Origin of the sequence: Ruegeria sp. EL01, from assembly GCF_900313035.1 — a bacterium.
Classification (GTDB): domain Bacteria; phylum Pseudomonadota; class Alphaproteobacteria; order Rhodobacterales; family Rhodobacteraceae; genus Ruegeria.
This window is the reverse complement of the sequence record NZ_OMPS01000047.1, coordinates 15,213-32,086: the sequence shown is the minus strand read 5'-3', so window position 1 is coordinate 32,086 and position 16,874 is coordinate 15,213. Positions and strand designations below refer to the sequence as shown.

Annotated in this window: 13 protein-coding genes and 1 tRNA gene; 4 read left to right on the top strand and 10 right to left on the bottom strand. The window is 55.7% G+C overall.

Features of this window, described 5'->3' with window-relative positions; all coding sequences use genetic code 11:
• Positions 1–576 precede the first annotated feature (576 nt).
• Positions 577–666 (bottom strand) — tRNA-Ser (locus tag D9K61_RS23865).
• Between the two features lie 252 nt (positions 667–918).
• Here D9K61_RS23865 and D9K61_RS23860 point away from each other — a divergent pair.
• The 4 genes from D9K61_RS23860 to D9K61_RS23845 all read left to right on the top strand — a co-directional run bounded on the left by D9K61_RS23860 (position 919) and on the right by D9K61_RS23845 (position 5,201).
• Complete coding sequence (locus D9K61_RS23860; RefSeq protein WP_120635722.1) at positions 919–1,968, top strand: patatin-like phospholipase family protein; 1,050 nt, start codon at positions 919–921, stop codon at positions 1,966–1,968.
• 104 nt (positions 1,969–2,072) lie between these two features.
• A complete protein-coding gene (locus D9K61_RS23855; RefSeq protein WP_120635721.1) occupies positions 2,073–3,086 on the top strand; it encodes a catalase in 1,014 nt (337 codons plus the stop codon).
• Positions 3,087–3,090: 4 nt separating this feature from the next.
• On the top strand, positions 3,091–3,807 hold the full coding sequence (locus D9K61_RS23850; protein WP_120635720.1) for a hypothetical protein: 717 nt from the start codon (positions 3,091–3,093) through the stop codon (positions 3,805–3,807).
• On the top strand, positions 3,804–5,201 hold the full coding sequence (locus tag D9K61_RS23845) for a hypothetical protein (protein WP_120635719.1): 1,398 nt from the start codon (positions 3,804–3,806) through the stop codon (positions 5,199–5,201). The genes D9K61_RS23850 and D9K61_RS23845 overlap by 4 nt, the downstream gene beginning before the upstream one ends.
• Before the next feature lie 8 nt (positions 5,202–5,209).
• Here D9K61_RS23845 and D9K61_RS23840 read toward each other — a convergent pair whose 3' ends face one another.
• From D9K61_RS23840 to D9K61_RS23800, 9 genes are all read right to left on the bottom strand, one after another.
• Positions 5,210–8,395: an AAA family ATPase gene (locus D9K61_RS23840; protein WP_120635718.1), complete on the bottom strand. Its 3,186-nt coding sequence runs from the start codon at positions 8,393–8,395 to the stop codon at positions 5,210–5,212.
• Between the two features lie 135 nt (positions 8,396–8,530).
• Entirely contained in the window at positions 8,531–9,454 is a 924-nt protein-coding gene (locus D9K61_RS23835) for an SMP-30/gluconolactonase/LRE family protein (protein WP_120635717.1), read from the bottom strand.
• Between the two features lie 175 nt (positions 9,455–9,629).
• Positions 9,630–10,424, bottom strand: a complete 795-nt coding sequence (locus tag D9K61_RS23830; protein WP_162947009.1) for a hypothetical protein — start codon at positions 10,422–10,424, stop codon at positions 9,630–9,632.
• Positions 10,425–10,544: 120 nt separating this feature from the next.
• Complete coding sequence (locus tag D9K61_RS23825) at positions 10,545–11,438, bottom strand: RDD family protein (RefSeq protein WP_120635715.1); 894 nt, start codon at positions 11,436–11,438, stop codon at positions 10,545–10,547.
• Complete coding sequence (locus D9K61_RS23820; RefSeq protein ID WP_120635714.1) at positions 11,435–12,430, bottom strand: stage II sporulation protein M; 996 nt, start codon at positions 12,428–12,430, stop codon at positions 11,435–11,437. The genes D9K61_RS23825 and D9K61_RS23820 overlap by 4 nt, the downstream gene beginning before the upstream one ends.
• Positions 12,430–13,692 carry a DUF58 domain-containing protein gene (locus D9K61_RS23815; protein ID WP_254055857.1) on the bottom strand — a complete coding sequence of 421 codons (1,263 nt, stop codon included), beginning with the start codon at positions 13,690–13,692 and terminating at the stop codon, positions 12,430–12,432. Before D9K61_RS23815 ends, D9K61_RS23820 begins: the two co-directional genes overlap by 1 nt.
• Before the next feature lie 17 nt (positions 13,693–13,709).
• A complete protein-coding gene (locus D9K61_RS23810; RefSeq protein ID WP_120635713.1) occupies positions 13,710–14,666 on the bottom strand; it encodes a MoxR family ATPase in 957 nt (318 codons plus the stop codon).
• Positions 14,656–15,960 (bottom strand): hypothetical protein, encoded by a 1,305-nt coding sequence (locus D9K61_RS23805; RefSeq protein WP_120635712.1) that lies wholly within the window; start codon positions 15,958–15,960, stop codon positions 14,656–14,658. The genes D9K61_RS23810 and D9K61_RS23805 overlap by 11 nt, the downstream gene beginning before the upstream one ends.
• Positions 15,957–16,655: a DUF4129 domain-containing protein gene (locus D9K61_RS23800; protein ID WP_120635711.1), complete on the bottom strand. Its 699-nt coding sequence runs from the start codon at positions 16,653–16,655 to the stop codon at positions 15,957–15,959. The genes D9K61_RS23805 and D9K61_RS23800 overlap by 4 nt, the downstream gene beginning before the upstream one ends.
• Positions 16,656–16,874 lie beyond the last annotated feature (219 nt).

Sequence of the window (16,874 nt, the reverse complement as noted above, 5' to 3'; positions counted from 1 at the left end):
TTTGATTTGGTTCAAAGTTTTGTTTGGGGGTTGCGGGTAGTCCGGGTGCCACAACAAATTACGAACTGAGCAGCTATTGCACACTGATCGTGACCGTCTGGTGAAGGCGGTGGCTTTTCTACCGCCCTCAGAGCCTTCGAACGTCCACTTCTTTCGCCCGTTGGCCACGGATTTGATGGCTCGCTCGGCCGTGTCGTTGTCTGATTTTCCGGAGATTTTGGGTAATTGAGAGTGCGGCCATTCTTTGCGGCCATCGGAGATCGGCTTGGCTTTTGTTTACCGCAAAGTGACCCGCTCTGCTGGGAGCTTGCCATGCGCTTCTTTCTCTCGGAACAAGTTGTTAATCCTGAATAACCGCTCGCCTGCACCCACCCGTTGCAACCAGTGCGGTGGTTGATGGGATGTTCGCCGTTGAGTGCGTCTGTTTTCCTTGAACGTCCTCTCCATTCAGTCATCGCGAATGAAGAAAATGGACTCACCGGAGCTGCACACAAGTCGGTAGTGGTTTTTGGAGTGAACCTTGTTTGGTTTTGCTTCCATATTCCAATATGAAATCAATATCTTGCCATCGGTAGGTGGCGGAGACGAAGGGATTCGAACCCTCGAGACCCTTCCGGGCCTACTCCCTTAGCAGGGGAGCGCCTTCGACCACTCGGCCACGTCTCCGCCGATGGGTATATCCGCGCATGTAACCGAGATACAAGGTCGATTTTCCCGCCGCGTGTATTTTTCCGCGAAGCCGTAGCAGACCGTTTCGGTGACAGTCGCATTCAAGTATTCTTGCGTGGCGTTTCGTTTTCTTCATGATAGCAGCAAGAAAATGAATCGTAGCAGTCAGTTTGGTCCATCACATGTTTTCGCCGGAAGGGTGGCTTGGTGGAAGGATCGAGTTGGTGGACGTAGTATGGGGCATGTCGGATGGCATTCAAGCTGGTTTCCTGCGATGGGGGCGGGATTAGAGGGTACCTGACGTGTTTGATTCTGCAGAGCCTGCATGAAGAGACGCGTTTTCTGGATAAGGCGGATGGGTTCGCCGGGACGTCTACGGGTGGCATGATTGCAGTTGCTCTGGCGGATGGTCGATCACAGGGTAAGGACATGTCTGCGCTGGTGGGTAAGCTGGCTGCGCATTACCGCGACGATGCAGATAAGCTTTTCCGTGAGAACGAGCGGACCTTTCTGGACAAGGCTTTGGATGACGTTCTGCGAAAGCTCAAGCTGGGTGGCGGTCCGGGGATCACGGCGGCGCAGTACAACTCGACAGGTCTTGCAGAAATCGGAGAGAGCCTTGTCGCGCATCGAACGCTGGAGACACTGGACCCCGAGATTGTTCTGGCAGTCAATACTGTGTGCCTGCATCGGGACGATAAGGTTGGCTGGTCGCCGTTCACGGTAACCAATCAAGATCTAAGACACGAGCACTGGCTGGATATGAGTGCCGTCAAATTGTTGGATGTGGCCATGGCAAGCTCGGCGGCGCCGACCTACTTTCCGCCTCATCTGATCACTGCGGATGGCGTCGATTATGGCTATTTCGCGGATGGGGGCACTTTTGCCAACAACCCGGTGATGAATGGGATCAATGTCGCGATTGCCGCAAATCGCGCAGGTGGTTTGGAAGATATCGAGGCCCTGTCCATCGGGACCGGTCAGCAACCGACGGATATTTCAGAAGAAATGATCAAGGATCCAAATGACTGGGGGCTGCTCAAATGGTTTGGCATTACCTCGGGCGCGACCAAGGGTGCGCTGATTGAATTGCTGCTGACGACATCGGCAGAGAACCAGTACTGGATGGCAAATCTTGTATTGAAAGACCGGCTGGTACGTCTGAACCCACCATTGCCCAAAGTTGTCGGGTTGGCCACACACAAGCCCGCCTCTTATGACATGATGGATATAGCGTTTCAGGCCAGCAAGCAGACCCATCATTGGGAGAAAGCGGTCAACTTGCTGCACAGGTGGTGACTGCCCCAGGCTTTCCAAAAACAACCTCTCTGTTGCGTTTTTGAGCGCAGTCGTTAAGAATTAGTTGATAGATATTAACGAATTATCAGATTGAGAGTTGGGACATGGGGGATTCCGGCATTGCCGAAAAACTGGTGGAAGTTCTGCATCGTCCTGATGGCGATACAGCGCTGCGACCGGTTCACACGATTGGTATCAGCGCCACGGGGTATTTCAAGCCATCTCCGATCGCGCAAAATTTTTGTGTTGCCGAGCATTTTCGCGAAAAGAAAACAGATGTTATCGTGCGCTTTTCGAATGGATCTGGCGCTGCGGCGGTACGTGACGGTTGGTCCGATGTACGTGGTATGGCCGTTCGTTTTCATCTGTCGGACAAAAGCGATACAGATCTGATCGCGATGACTCTGCCAGAGTTCTTTTCGCCGACGCCCGAGGATTTTCTTGCCTTCGCAGAAAAAGCCAAGCCCAAGCCGTATAAAGGCGAGACCCCGTGGCAGAAGATCTTCAATTACTTGCACCTGATATTGCCAAAACGTGATCCCTATCCGGGTGAAACGATCAGCCCAGATGAAGGTGCCATCGAATTTGCGGATCAAAACGCGCATGCGCAACTGGGTGTGGTTCAGGCCGCCGCGATTGGCGCCCCGGTCAGTTACGTGCGTGCGGCGTATCACGCAGTACACACGTTCATAATAACCGACCCGAACAAGACCCGTCGCTGGGTGCGCTTTTCCTGGCAGCCCATAGCGGGTGTTCTTGAAACAAACCCCAATTTGCCGCCCGTGGATGACTTCCTGCAGCAAGAACTCAAAGATCGACTGAGCGTGGAAACCGCACGATTTTCACTGATGATGACCATCGGAGAGGTGGGTGACGATTTCAACAATTCAGCCCGACCATGGCCGCCGCATCGCAAACGGATCATGATGGGGACGTTGACGCTGAATGCAGTGCCCGAGGACCAGATCGAGCAGTCGGAAAAGCTCAGCTTTAATCCGGGATTGCTGACCGATGGTATTGAGATGTCAGACGATCCGGTGTTGAAGGTGCGCGTTGACGCTTACAAGGTCTCCAGTGCCTCGCGCAGCGGAACACCGTGCCCATTCTCGCAGAGGTAAACCGATGACACGCCAGAACAGTTGGTTCAATCGCTACGTCAACAGCTTGCCGGAACGGGGGTGGTTCAAGTTCCTGTCGCGCTATGTGGTTGTGCCCTATTGGGCCTGGCGAGATCCAAAACCAAAGCTGCCCGGCGGACCAAGGCCCTCTCCGCAGCCTAGTCAAAATGTGCAGCGGATGATGAACCTGATTATGCCGCTGAAAGACCCGTCACCTGCCGGGCGTGCGCATGCGACGTTGGCCATTGCCGAGAACGTTGATGAGATTTTTGCCGGGCTGGACAATGTCGGCACCGTCCACTTTGCGCGGTTCCTTCTGATCGACAACAATATCTGCATGATCTCTGTCTACGACGGTGATTTCAGCAACTACATCCGGGATTTCATCACGACGATCGGCAGCGTGTTCAACGATGTAATCTCGCTGGTGGATGGTGCCGAGCATCTGATCCCCACCGAACACAACGTCGAAGAGTTCATTGACTGGGTGCAAGAACACGACCTGTTTCAGGCGCCTGACTTTCCGACCGATCTGTTTGGTCTGCAGGATGCGGTCAAAGGTCAAACGCCGAACGAGCCGCCGCATATGTTGGCGTCATTGCCGCGAGAGTTCGTCCTGCAATTGCACGCAAATCGTAATATTTCGTTGGGCGGCGGTTATCGCGCCTATCCTGGGGTCTCGGCTGCGCAAGTGCGCCAGAAATTTGGACAAGGCTGGTGAATACGCATTTCAAACTCTCTGATATTCAGGGCAACATCCTGCGGGGTTATCGTCGCAACCTGGTGCGCCATCTGATCCTTGAAGTGAAAGACAAAAGCGCGGCGCGGCGTTTTTTGGCGGCAGCGGTCGACGATACAACCACCGACTCGCCCAAGATCACGCGTGATGTGACATGGGAGGTTAGGCCCCCTTACTGTTTCAACATCAGCATCACCTATGAAGGTCTGCGCGCCCTGGGAACATCTTCTCGGCACCTGAACACGTTCCCGACCGAATTCAAGCATGGTATGACCAAGCGCGCGATCAAGATCGGAGATTTCGGCGACAGCGCCCCCGAGAACTGGCCGGCGCCTTTTGATCAACCAGACCGCGTGCACCTGATCGCTTCCATTCACTCAGACGTTCCTGAGTATCTTGATCAAGTCGAGGCAGAGGTGGCCAAAGCCTTTACCGTTCTTGGTGTACGCAACGGCCGCAATCTGCCTGAGGGTCGGGTTTTCTTTGGATACGTCGATGGTATTTCGCAGCCACGGTTCAAGCGCATCATCGATCCGGAAATGGCCGATGTGGACGAACCCATGGACCCTCTGGGTACTGCGCTGCTGGGGTACCCAACCCGGCAGGAGGGTGTCTTGTACCGCGTTCCTACACCGCACGAACTGGGCTTTAACGGCTCATTCAACGCGTTTCGGGTATTGGAACAGGATGTGGTGGCCTTCGAAACCTATCTGGATCAGGCGGCCACAACCCTGATGGAGCATCCCAAAAAACACCTGCTGGCGGACCCGGACAATCTGGACCGCATTGGGGAAGGCCTGGATATGTTTGGTGCCCTGCGCGAGGTGGTCGCAGCGCAGATGTGCGGTCGGTGGCGCAACGGTGTTCCGTATGAACTGTCGCCGGATGCACAATTCCCCGAAACCGAAGTCTCGCTGACCAATTTTGACTATACACACGCGTCGCGCTGTCCGGCCGGCGCACACTTGCGCCGTGGTAATCCACGCGGCGGTCCAATCGTTCAACGTATTGCAAATTATACACGTCGGTTGATCCGACGCGGCATGTCTTACGGGCCCGATTTCGACCCTAAGAACCCCGACAACGCAGAACGCGGCCTGTTGGGCAGCTTCATCGGGGCCAATATCGCGGCGCAGTTCGAAGCCGTGATGTGCGACTGGATTAATTTGGGCCTTCAGGATCCAAATATCACCGGCGCGAATGATCCAATACTGGGTGCAAACACGCCGGAAACCAGCTGGTTTGATATGACTTTGCCCGACGGGGATACCATTCGCATCTATGGGTTCCCGCGCCTGATCTACGCGCGCGGAGGGGCATACACCTTCCTGCCAAGTATTGCTGCGATCAAATACCTGTCGGAACTGATGGACTAACCAAAACGTTACTTTAGTTCGGCCAGCGCCTTGTCGATGCGGGCCAGCATGGGTGTCTGACCGGCTGTTTCGACAACGACGCGGGCTTTGGTCAGGTGTTCGATGGCCGGCAATCTCTTTTTGTTTGCCTTGTAGAGCAATCCCATAATCATATCACAGCGCGCAACGTAATGCCCCTGATCGTCAAACTGCGGATTGCGTCGCACCTCATCAATCATCGCGATCAGTTCTTTTTTGCCAAACAACATGACACGCGCGATGGATCTGAAGTTTCTGAGAAGAACGCCGGGTGAGCCGCCTCCTTCACCCGTCAGGATGGCCAGATACATCTCACACAGGAAAAGACGGGCCCAATCGGCGGCAACTTTCGTCCCTTCGTCAGTGCGTTTCTGGATGGCGTTTTCGATCTGACGCAGGCCATCAGCGACCTGACCATTCAGGGCATAAGCAACGCCCAACATCGTTGCAGGACCCACAGTGAACAGGCTCCAACCTTTAGCATCGCAACTGCGAATGTGGCGTTGCACAGCTTCAATCGCATCCGGTTTCTCCAGCGGCACCATGGCGCCAATTCTGGCGGCTTCGGCAATCGCGAGCTCAAACTCGACCCGTGAGGCCGCGCGTGCCTCTTCCGCCATTGTCAGCGCCAATTCATAGTCGTCCGTGACCATTGCAATCAGGGCTTTCATCGCGGTTCCATAACCCAATGATCGCGGGTCGTTTTTGGCCTTGCCCAACTCGATCATCCGGTCCGAGGTCGCATGCGCACGGGCTACGCGCCCGCGGGTCAGCTCGTTCCAGCCAACGGTCGCCAGGAAGAAGTTCTGAATATAGGCGTCGTCGATCTTTTGAAGCTCGCGTTCAATAATGCGTTTCTTGGCGTCGAAAAGTTCGTTTTCGATCGGCGAGAAATAGATCGAAACCGAAAGCTCGTTCACCATCGCGTATGCTCTGGACGCCGGATCGCCCAGACGTTCGGCCATGCCCGTCAGTTCCTGCTGGATAAAATGTGCCTCGCGGTATTTGCCGTTGCAGACCAGGCAAGACACGTAGTGATGCAGGAACAATGCGTGATGCGGAGTATCTCCGACCTGCGCAAGGATTGGGCGGACAGTTTCGGCCAGGTCGATGATCGATTGCACGCGTAGGGAAATATTCGCGCACAGCGCAAAACTCGCCAAAAACTCGGTGAACTGTTCTTTCGAGGCGCAGCTTGGGTCATTTTGGTACAAGTTAAGCGCTGACACAAAATACCTGTTCGCCTCGCCCAGCGAATAGACACCCAAACTTTTGTCACCCGCCATGGCGCTGTACCGAAAGGCCTGATTGGTCCGATCCGTTTGCTTGTAGTGATAGGCCAGAGTTTCTGCTGTTTCGTGAAGACGATTGGCGTTGCGCGATGCCAATGCATCAGCAATCGCAAGATGTAATTCGGACCGGCGTGTCGAGACGAGGCTTTGATAAACGGAATCCCGCAACAAAACATGTTTGAAGACGTAATCTGACGAATTTGCCTCGCGGTAAATCACGTCCTCGGACTGTAGCCGTTGCAGGGTTGTCCCGGTTTCCTCGGTATTTTCGACCAGTTGAGACAACAATCCCGGATCGAATCTACGCCCAATCACAGAGGCCGCTTGCAACAGGTCGTGATCTTCTGGTTGAAGGCGCTCCATTCTGGCGGTCAGCAGGCTGCGCATACTATCGGGCAACCCGGTTTCCATCAACTGAGTGTCCAGAACCGCTTCGTTCTTTTCGACCCGCAATGTACCCTGATCCAGCAAGTAACTCAGGATCTCTTCGCCAAACAGGGGATTTCCCCCGGCGCGTTCGGTCAGCTGTAGGGCCAGACCATCAGGCAACGTATCGACATCCAGCCGCGCCCGCGCCAGCTGCGCAAAGTCTTCAATGCCCAGCGGTTTCAATTCGACGGTTGTGACACCGGGCCAGCCGACCCAATCTGGCGTGTACTCGGGGCGTCGCGTCTGAATGATCAACAGGTTCGACAGCGTCTCAACCTCGATCAGGTTGCGCAGCACTTCTTCTGATGCGCTATCGATCCAGTGGCTGTCTTCGAACAATAGAATGACTTTTTGCTTAGCGCATCTGGCCTTGAGCAGGACCGGCAGCAGCTCTCGGGTACGCAAGCCGATAAGAACACCGTCAAGTCCGTCCAGAACCCCCGGTGGCGGCGTAAGCCCAAACAGATTGAGCACCAACGCTTGGTTCTCGTGGGAGTAAACGTTCCAGGTTTTCAGGCCGGATTCAACCTTTTGCGCAACTCTGATGGGATCGTCGCGATCCCGGATCCTAAATGTGTTCTTTAGGATTTCAAGGATCGGAAGATACGGAGTTTGTTGACCATCGGCGAAACAATACCCGGTTAAGATCAGCGCGTCTTCGTGTCGTAATCGCTGCAGAAACTCAAAAACAAGGCGTGTTTTTCCCAGTCCGGGTTCTGCGACCAAATCTATGACAGAAAGCGCCCTATCTGCCCGGGTCAGCGCGTCAGACATGCCTTTTAGCTCAGGATCTCGCCCGACGTAACCGCTCAGACCTTTCGCGACGGATGCGTCAAACCGTGTCGCGTCCTGATGGATGGATTGCAACTGCCAGAGTTTTTGGGGTTTGGTCAGCCCCTTGACCTGATGCTCGCCGAAAAAGCTCAGGTCCGTCACCCATTCGACCAAACCGCGCGTTGTGTCGCAAATCAGGGGGTGGCCCGGCATTGCAAGGTTTTCGATTCGTGAGGCAAGGTTGACTGTGCTGCCGACGGCCGTGGCTGGGCTTCCATCCCCCTGGACTGTGGCCATAAGCACATTGCCTGAGCTGATGCCCACGCGCATGACGGGTCGGACGCCAAAGCGGGCCTCGATATCATTAGCGGCGGCTGCAAATGAGGCGTTGATCGACATTGCCGCACGGCAGGCGCGTAGGGCAGGGTCTTCCAATGCATCAGGAATACCAAACAGCGCCATGATGCTGTCGCCAGCAAAATCACGGACCGTACCGCCATGCTCTTCAACCGCGCCGACAAGTTTCTCGTAGGTGAGACGAACAAATTCCAGAGACTGCTCTTCGCCCAGTTCAGCAATGATTGCCGTGTACCCGACCATATCGGCAAACAGCACCGAGACCTGGCGCTTTTGCCCCAAGTCCGCTGTTGCCTTAGCTGATATCCCCGAAATGTCCCCCATATCGGCCAATGGTTTACAACACCGCGGCGCTCCTCACCAGCGGTAGCTGTCAAATTGACGTAAAGGTAAGCTCAAATGTCAGCTATTTTGTCACGCATTTCAGGCCCACACCCACATTGCACGGCTGAAAACAGGTCAGGCGGTATACTCAAGTTTCAAGCCGGGGCGCGGCCATCTGGCTTTGTAGATCTTTCCAGTGCTTGATGCGGTGATCCACAAATCGCGCATATCATCGCCGCCAAAACACAAGTTTGTCGTGAACAGATCCGGGATCGCTACATGCTCGGTTGTTCCATCCGGGCTGAACACCGTGATGCCGCCGTTGAAGATCGTTCCGACGCAGACGCGACCGCATTCTTCGACCTTAAGGCTGTCCAGCCATTGATATCCGGGCAGTGTTTGCACCACATTTCCCGGCATGCCGTGGATCGGACCGGGCTCCACCTGACCTGGACCAGTGATCTTCATGGCCCAAAGCCTGCCATAGACAGTGTCCGAGACGTAGACAGTTTTGCCATCGGGTGACAGCCCGACGCCGTTCGGCATTGGTATCGTTGCCGCTTTGATCAGGGTCTTCCCGTCGATTGTGGCATAATACAACCCGCCATACCGGGTCGATTCCTCATCCTCGATACCAGTATCGGTGAACCAGAAGCCACCCGCGCTGTCGAAGACAATATCGTCCGGTGCGATCAGACGCTTGCCTTCGTACGAGTCAAACAGTTGCGTGACCTCTCCTGTGCTCAGATCGACCCGATGCACAGACCCACCTTCGTAGTTTGGACGTATCGGTGCTGGGACTGTGATCTGATCGGGGCCAAAAGGAACAAAGCTGTAGACGCCGCCGTTGTTGCAAACATAGGCGGCGCCATCCGGTCCGATGGCCACGCCATTGGGGCCACCCGGGATTTCGGCGACGACGCTGACTTTCCCGTCTGTCCCCAAACGGGCAAGTGTCTCTTCCTTGATATCCACGAACAAAAGCGATCCGTCGTTCATGGCCACCGGGCCTTCTGGGAACCCTAAACCGCTGCACAGTTCCACCAGTTCCAATGTCATGTTGTCTCTCCCTCGGCCGTTGAATGTCAGGCAGCCTGCCTGGCTACGATTATGAAAACACGTCACCTTCCAACCCAAAGGGCTAAAAGGTCAAGTTTGGTTTTGAATTGGTAGGTGGAAATGTACTGCAACCTGCGGCAGGATCATCCGCCGCAGGTTATCTTTTTGATCGCAGTTACTTGAAGACGTCCGCTAGGTCAGAAACGCTGACGCCTTCCTTGATTTCTTTCAGGCGCGCAAAGATCAGCGCGATCGCGACACTGGTCCAGCCATAGGCAATCGCATTGAGGGCAGCTTCGAAAAGCAACCAGGGTCCAGGCGTTGGTGATAAAGCACCTTCGATTGGGTTTCCGCCCAACAGTGCGAAAACGAATCCCAGGACGAGCGAGACCAGTGTGACGCAAAGGAACACGAGAAGCAGTGCTCCGATGATTGGCCACCTATATTCTTTGGTCAGATTTGCGCTGCGCCGCATTGCACCAAACCCAGCCCCCTCGATCACAATCGCAGGAACAACGACCGAAAAAACAGCGTATAACCAGAGGCCGGGAATGATAATGAAGATCATTCCACCCAGGATAACGATTGCTGTGACAATCGACAGGACGGCGATTGCAGGCAGATTGCTTAGTGCAGCTGAAAAATACTGTCCAATACGCGCGGACCGCCCCAATTTTGTGTCATATGCCAACTGGATGACCATGGCCGTCGTCACGGCTGCGGCAACCAACGAGATTAACATGACGGCGATCAGGGTTACGGTGAAGCTGCCCCAGTCGAAATCGCTGCCGGGCGCGGTTTCGAATGATGTGTCCAGCGAGTAGGTGTTCAAAATGACGTCAATAAGTGCCGGGATGAACCCCAGCAGAATGACGATATGGATCTTTTTGAAGAAAATCGAAAACGCGTCACTGACGACTGCGCCGACGCCAAATGGCACATGTAGTTGGGGGTTCGTAGTATCCGTCATATCAAAACCTTAAACTGACAATTGCTTTTCTTGCTCCGATAAAGCCGCTTTGGAGGTATCGCCTGCAAGAAGAAAAAGTATGGTCGACCTCTCCCTTGGGTAAAATTGCAACATGACTTTCTATTCTCGATCACGCTGTACGGCGTGGTGTTTATCCTGGCGTTTGTCTCCGAACAACTGACGCTGTTCCAGAAACGCGCGCTGGGCCTTGTAGAAGGCTTCGAGAAAGGCTTGTTGATCCTGGGGTCGAACTGGCTCGGCGTAGTCGATCTTGCGCCGCACTTGCACGACGATTGCGGCCAGAGTTTCTTTCTGGCGTTTATAGGCGTCTGGCCCTTTGGCGCGGTTCGAACTGCGCAGGACGCCTTCCAGCGTTTGCAACTCGAACGCGCCGTAATGCTCCAACTGATGTGTAAGGAATTGAAACGACGGTTGCGCGGCTGATGGAGGGCGCACGGCCTTGGACATGTCCGGCAGCAGGAAGGGTTTCGGCAGGTGGATCACATAGGTTCCCGCTATTATGTCGCCCAAGCGTTGCCGACGCCTGTTGAACAACGGCACGGCCAGCACGCCCATCACCCAGATCAGAGACAGGATAGATGGCACAAGCGCCTCTGTGTTCAAAGTCAGCACCAGAGTGCCGGGCAGGAAGATTTCGGCCTCTTTCATCAGGTTGCGTACCACCAGAGATTGAGTGGTCAGCGCCTGACCATCGGCCGAAACGACTTTGACTTTCATCAGGCGCTTTCCCACCGTCTGGCCATTCCAAAGCAATTCAGACGCCGCGTAGTAGGGGATGCGGATGAAGAAAAACAGCATGCTCGCAACTGCAATCGCTGTAGTTGGAGTGGCCAAATCCGACGCTAGAACCAGCAGAAAGATCGCAATGGCGCCTGCACCTGTGATCAATAAATCCGTGAACTGGGCCGCAAGCCGTACGCCAACGCCGCCGACCCGAAAATACAGCGGGACGCCTTCTGGTGGTAGCAGGCGATCCAAGCCATGCTTGGTCATGACCGTTTTCTCCCACCCAGGACAAACCAAAGCAGCCAAAGCCCACCGATGCCCCAGCCAATCGCAATACGCGCCGAGCGATCCTGCACAAGCTGGCGTCCGAACCCTTCCAACAAGGCTGCAACCACCAGCATCATGGCGGCAATCAGCGCCAGCTTGACCGCTGTGTGGCCTGCCGCGCGTAACGCCGCGCTACGTGTCTGCTGTCCGGGAAACAGCACAGCCAGCCCAAGCTGCAGGCCTCCGGCACTGGCGATGCAAATCGCTGACAGCTCGGTCACACCGTGAATTGAGAGCCAGCCAAACATATCCCAGCCCAATCCGCGATCGATGTGCAACGCGTAAAACACCCCCAATATCAAGCCATTGTAAAAGGTCAGCAAAATCGTCGGGGCGCACAAGAAGGCACCCAGACCAAACACGAAAATCGCAATGCGCGTGTTGTGCGAAAACAAATAGGTGGCGAAAGCGCCAAGACCTGTGCTCGCGTCTTCGCCGTAGATCTGCGCCCGTAAGAACGCGGTGCTTGCATCCGGACCGCGCCCGCCAGACAGTTCAGTCGGCATGAACACGTAGAACCATTCAGGATTGTCAAAGTAGAAAAAATACCCGGCGATTGCCCCGGCTGTCATACAAAGAAAGCCCAATGCGACAACGCGCCACGATGCTCGCATCGCTTGCGGCCCACCCACGGTCAGAAATTTGCGGATGATCCCGCCAAGCCGTTGCTGTGGGGCGTAGACGCTCAGATAGGCGCGGCTGGTCAGTGCCTCGAGAAACTCGAGCAATCCCCGGTCCAGCGAAATCTCACGGGCGATCGACAATGATGTGGTGGCCTGCCGATATAGATCCGCAAGATCGCGGGCTTCTTGAAAGTTCATGCGATGCAGGCCCTGACCCTCGGCCTTGTCAACCAGATCAGACAGCTTTCGCCAATCACCTTCGCGTTCCTGCCGAAACCGGGCAGAGCGGATCAGATCGGTGTCGGACATCAGATCATCTCCCGCGCTTTGATTTCCAGATAGGTTGAAATCAGCCGGGCCGAGACGTTACCCGGTTCCGCGTCGATGACCGTAACCCCGATCTGGTGTAGCCGCTCCAGCACAAGCCGGCGTTCCTGCAGCAGCTGCCCAGTAGAAACGGTTTCAGCCACACCGTTCATATCCTGAGGCGCGGTGTTAACCTGTGTTTCAAGGATCGGGTCGCGCAGTGTCACAAAAACAATCAGGTGCCGTTTCGCCAGCACCCGGACATTTTCAACCATCAGCTCGGCCGATGTGGTGTCGACGAAATCGGAAAACACGATGATCAGACTGCGTTTGGGGGTGCGCCCATTCAACTCGGTCATGGCCAGGGTGTGATTGGTCTCAACGCTTTCATAGCTCAGTTCCGCAGTGCGACTGCGTAGGCGGGTAAAGACTGTGCGTCCGGGTTCGGGCGGAAGAAACAACCTCGGCTTGGCATCATAGGCATAAAGGCCAACCAGATCTCCACCGATGGTGGCTGCCCATGCGGTTGCCAGGGCCGCGGTGATGGCGTGGTCGATCTTGGGAAGTCCCGCGACTTCCTCACGCATCTGATACCCGTTATCCAATGCGATGATGACGTGGTGATTGCGCTCGGCGCGAACCTCTTTTGCGACCAGTGAACGATGCCGGGCCGAACGCTTCCAATCAATTGAGCTTGCATCCATGCCGGGAACAAAGTCCCGCAATTGGTGGAACTCTGTTCCTTCGCCGATGGCGCGGTTTTCCTTCACGCCGAACAATCTGGACTGAACCGTCGTGGAAATTCCACCCGATTGGATTTGGCGAATATTGGGAACGACCGTGATTTCAAGACCAAAGGCAATTTTCGGAACAAATTCGAACAACCTAAGCCGAGACGACCATGTCAGCCACAGATTGGAAAGCCGCCATGTCCCGCGCCGTATCGCTCGAAAGCGGATTTGCGAGTGCTGAATGGATAGATCGATATCCTTTGGGCCCTGCAGACCTTCGGGCCAGTCCAGTTGCCCACGCATGCCAGGGGCGGTGGGGCGAATGGTCATGTCGATCTGACTGTCTTCCCCGACAAAGATATCGCCCAAGGGTTCGACCGTAACCGACCGGCGGCGCGGCCAGGACAACAAAAGATCACAGATTGCCAGCAGACACAGAACCACCCACGGCAATCCAGCGATGGGGCGCGTCGCGTCCCCCATAACGACCGCAAGCAGACCGAGGCCAAGCGCCACACATGCCGCGATCAGCAATATGCGAGAGGGACGGATCAGCGGGGGGCCTCGATCTGGTTGAGGATGTTTTCCAGTACCTGACGCGCCCCGCGCCCCTCAATTTCAGCCGAAGGGCTGAGGACGATACGGTGCTGCAGGGCATGAATGATCAGGTTCTTGACGTCATCCGGGATCGCGAAATCGCGCCCGTTCAGGGCGGCCTTGGCGCGTGCTGCGCCCGCAATGGCATCCGCAGCCCGTGTAGAAGCGCCAAAGGCAATATCCGCGCTTTCCCGGGTCGCCCGTACCAGGCGCAAGATATAGGCCAGAATATCATCATCCAAGACGATGCCATCAATCAGCTTTCGTGCCTCTGCCATCATTTGACCGTCCAACAGGGGGTTCACTGTTTGGGTCGCGCTTAAGAAATCCAAAGGCTCGGCCGCGTGCTGGCGCAGGATGGACAGTTCCACGTCTTCCGGTGGGAAGGTCAGGTTCACCTTGAACAGGAACCGGTCAAGCTGAGCCTCGGGCAGGGGGTATGTGCCCTGCTGTTCAATCGGGTTTTGCGTGGCAACGATGATGAATTCTGCACCCAGCGAGTGATCGGTTCCGTCGATTGTCACCATGCGTTCATTCATCGCTTGCAGCAGGGCCGCCTGCGTTTTTGGGGGTGCTCGGTTAATCTCATCCGCCAGAAGGATCTGGCTGAAAACGGGGCCTTTGGTCAGAACGAATTCGCTGGTCTGAAAGTTATAGATAGATGTGCCCAGAACATCCCCGGGCATCAGATCCGGCGTGAACTGGATGCGCCCGAATTCGAGGTTCAGCGCGCCTGCAAAGCTGCGGGCCAGCAAGGTCTTGGCGGTGCCCGGCGGACCTTCGAGCAGAACGTGTCCACGGGCGAACAGTGCTGTCAACAACAGGTCAACCGCCTCTTGCTGGCCGTGGACAACTTTGCCGATCTCAACCCGCAGGGCTTCGGCATGGGCAAACAATTCATCAAGCGTCATCGGCAAGTTGCTCCAGTATCAATTCAAATTGGTCTACATATGCTATGGCGTCATCGGCGCTGATATGCGGTGGCAGTACCCGGATGGCCTGGATAAGGTTATCCAGCCGAGAGGCCAGCTCGGGCCGTCGGGCGCGAACGAATTTCAGATAGGCTTGTTCTGGTGAGTCACTTGTTTTGTGCGTCGTACCAAACACCTTTGCAGCCCGGGCGCGCAGTCTTGTGTCAATAAAATCGGACAGCAAGGCGCCGTCCTGATCGGTCAACCGCATGAGCCGGGCGCGGACCCTGTTGGCCGTTCGCTTTCCGGTGCCCAGCCCGGTTTGCGGATGGGCAACTGGTCCACTGCGAATACCGCCGCGCCATATCGCCAGTGCCAGAAGAAGACCGGCGCCGGCCCATAAAGCCAGAAAAGGGGGTTCAAACAGGCGTTTTAGATCATCCCAGGTGCGCTCACGCTCGATCACCTGTTCGGGCTCCGTCAGCCAGTTCTCGTCGCTGTAATCGATGATAATGCGGTGTTCACCGGCGAGCTCAGGCAAAAGCCGAGCGGCGATCCTGGCGTTATCCCCAAGGATCAGCCCGTGATTGTTCAGTAGATCGGGGTCGGATAGAACGTATATTTTTTCTCCGCCGCCCGACAACTGGCAGGCCCCAAGCAGCATTGCGCCGGGACGGCCCAACACAGGCTCGCATCCACGCCCCTCGAAGGTTTGTGCAGCGTAGATGCGCGCGACGAGGTTCTGATCCAATGCGAGCGAAAATTCTGAAAACGGAGTTCGCGCAAAAGACAACGGCCCTACTTCGGGCCCGACGACTTGATGCAGCACCTTTTGGGTATCTGAGCCGCGCACGATCAGAAACGGATGCGCAAGACCTGTCAGGCGCATCCCGCTGCGCCATTTCGGAAGGATCACCAAGCTGGGAACGGATAGCGCTTTGTCGCGGATGACATCGATCTGTTGATCGAATTCATCGGATTGCAACAACAGTTCATCCTTGGTCTTGGCTGCGCTGCGCTCAGCGTCCGGATGCGCGTCATACACTGGCTGGATCAGCAACCCGACGGTATCGCGATTCAGCGGCCATCCTCCAGCAAAGCTCTGGGCCGCGTGGCTCTGACTTTTGAGCCAGTACTCCAACCCATCGAACCCGACCGCCGAGTCCCGCAAGGCGTATTGTCGCCCCGCTGAGAAGTACAGGAAGATCCCAACACACAGAGTAACCACGACACCGATGATGATCCAATCGAGCCTGACCCGGCCTGCGGGTTCAAATCCGGTGACGCCTGTCACGCGCGCACCTCGCTCAGGATCGGCCGAACGCGATTCAGCAGGTTGCGGAAATCGACCTCGCTGATCGAACGGTGGCCGAAATTCACCCGTTCGCTCTCAAGTACCAAGGCGCGCAGATCTGCAATGTACCAAAGGTTCTGTGGCAGGCTGCGCAGCGCTTCACGATGCGTCCAGCTGCGTTTGAACAACACCTCATTGGCGGTCAGACAGTTGCCCAACGCGAGCTGCGCCAGCCCGGCAACGGCCTGATCGCGATTCTGCAGACGCAGGATGGCCTCCAGATCAGGTATTTCTTCACTATCGGGCCGTTCATCAGTGGGTTCGCGTCCACCCCTGCGCCGCGCGTTTTCCGAGATCGACCCGAAAGCCACAGACGTTCCACTGGCGCCGAAATAGACGAACAGCGCCAGAAAAATCAGAACGATTGCTGAAACACCACCCACAACCCAACGGTTGTCCAATGTCACCGACTGGCGCCGCTCGGTTTCTGGCGTAAACCGCGTATCCAGCGGTGGGGCAGGGCGCGTCGGATCAAAATAGACTACATCCGTGTCAATTCCGCGGTATCGGACGGCCTTTAGGTACTCTTGCCCGGATGCACTGATATCGGTTCTCGAAAGCGCAGCTTCTTGTGCGTTGGCGGGAGAAAATGCGCACAAGAAACAAGAGAAAATCGGGACCCAAAGAAACTTCATCGTGGTATCGTTAGTTTACTCTCGTTTTGCACGCAACAATCTCAGCACAATTCGCGCGGTGATTGTTGGCAGTCCACTGCATGGCACTTTTCAGAAATACCTTATCATCGGATTTGTGGTGACTTTTTGACGGATGACAGAATTGTCCGCTGCCGTGCTTGAGTGTCCCCGGTTGATTCTATCGGTTTGAATTTCTATCACCCGCGTCGATACTACATT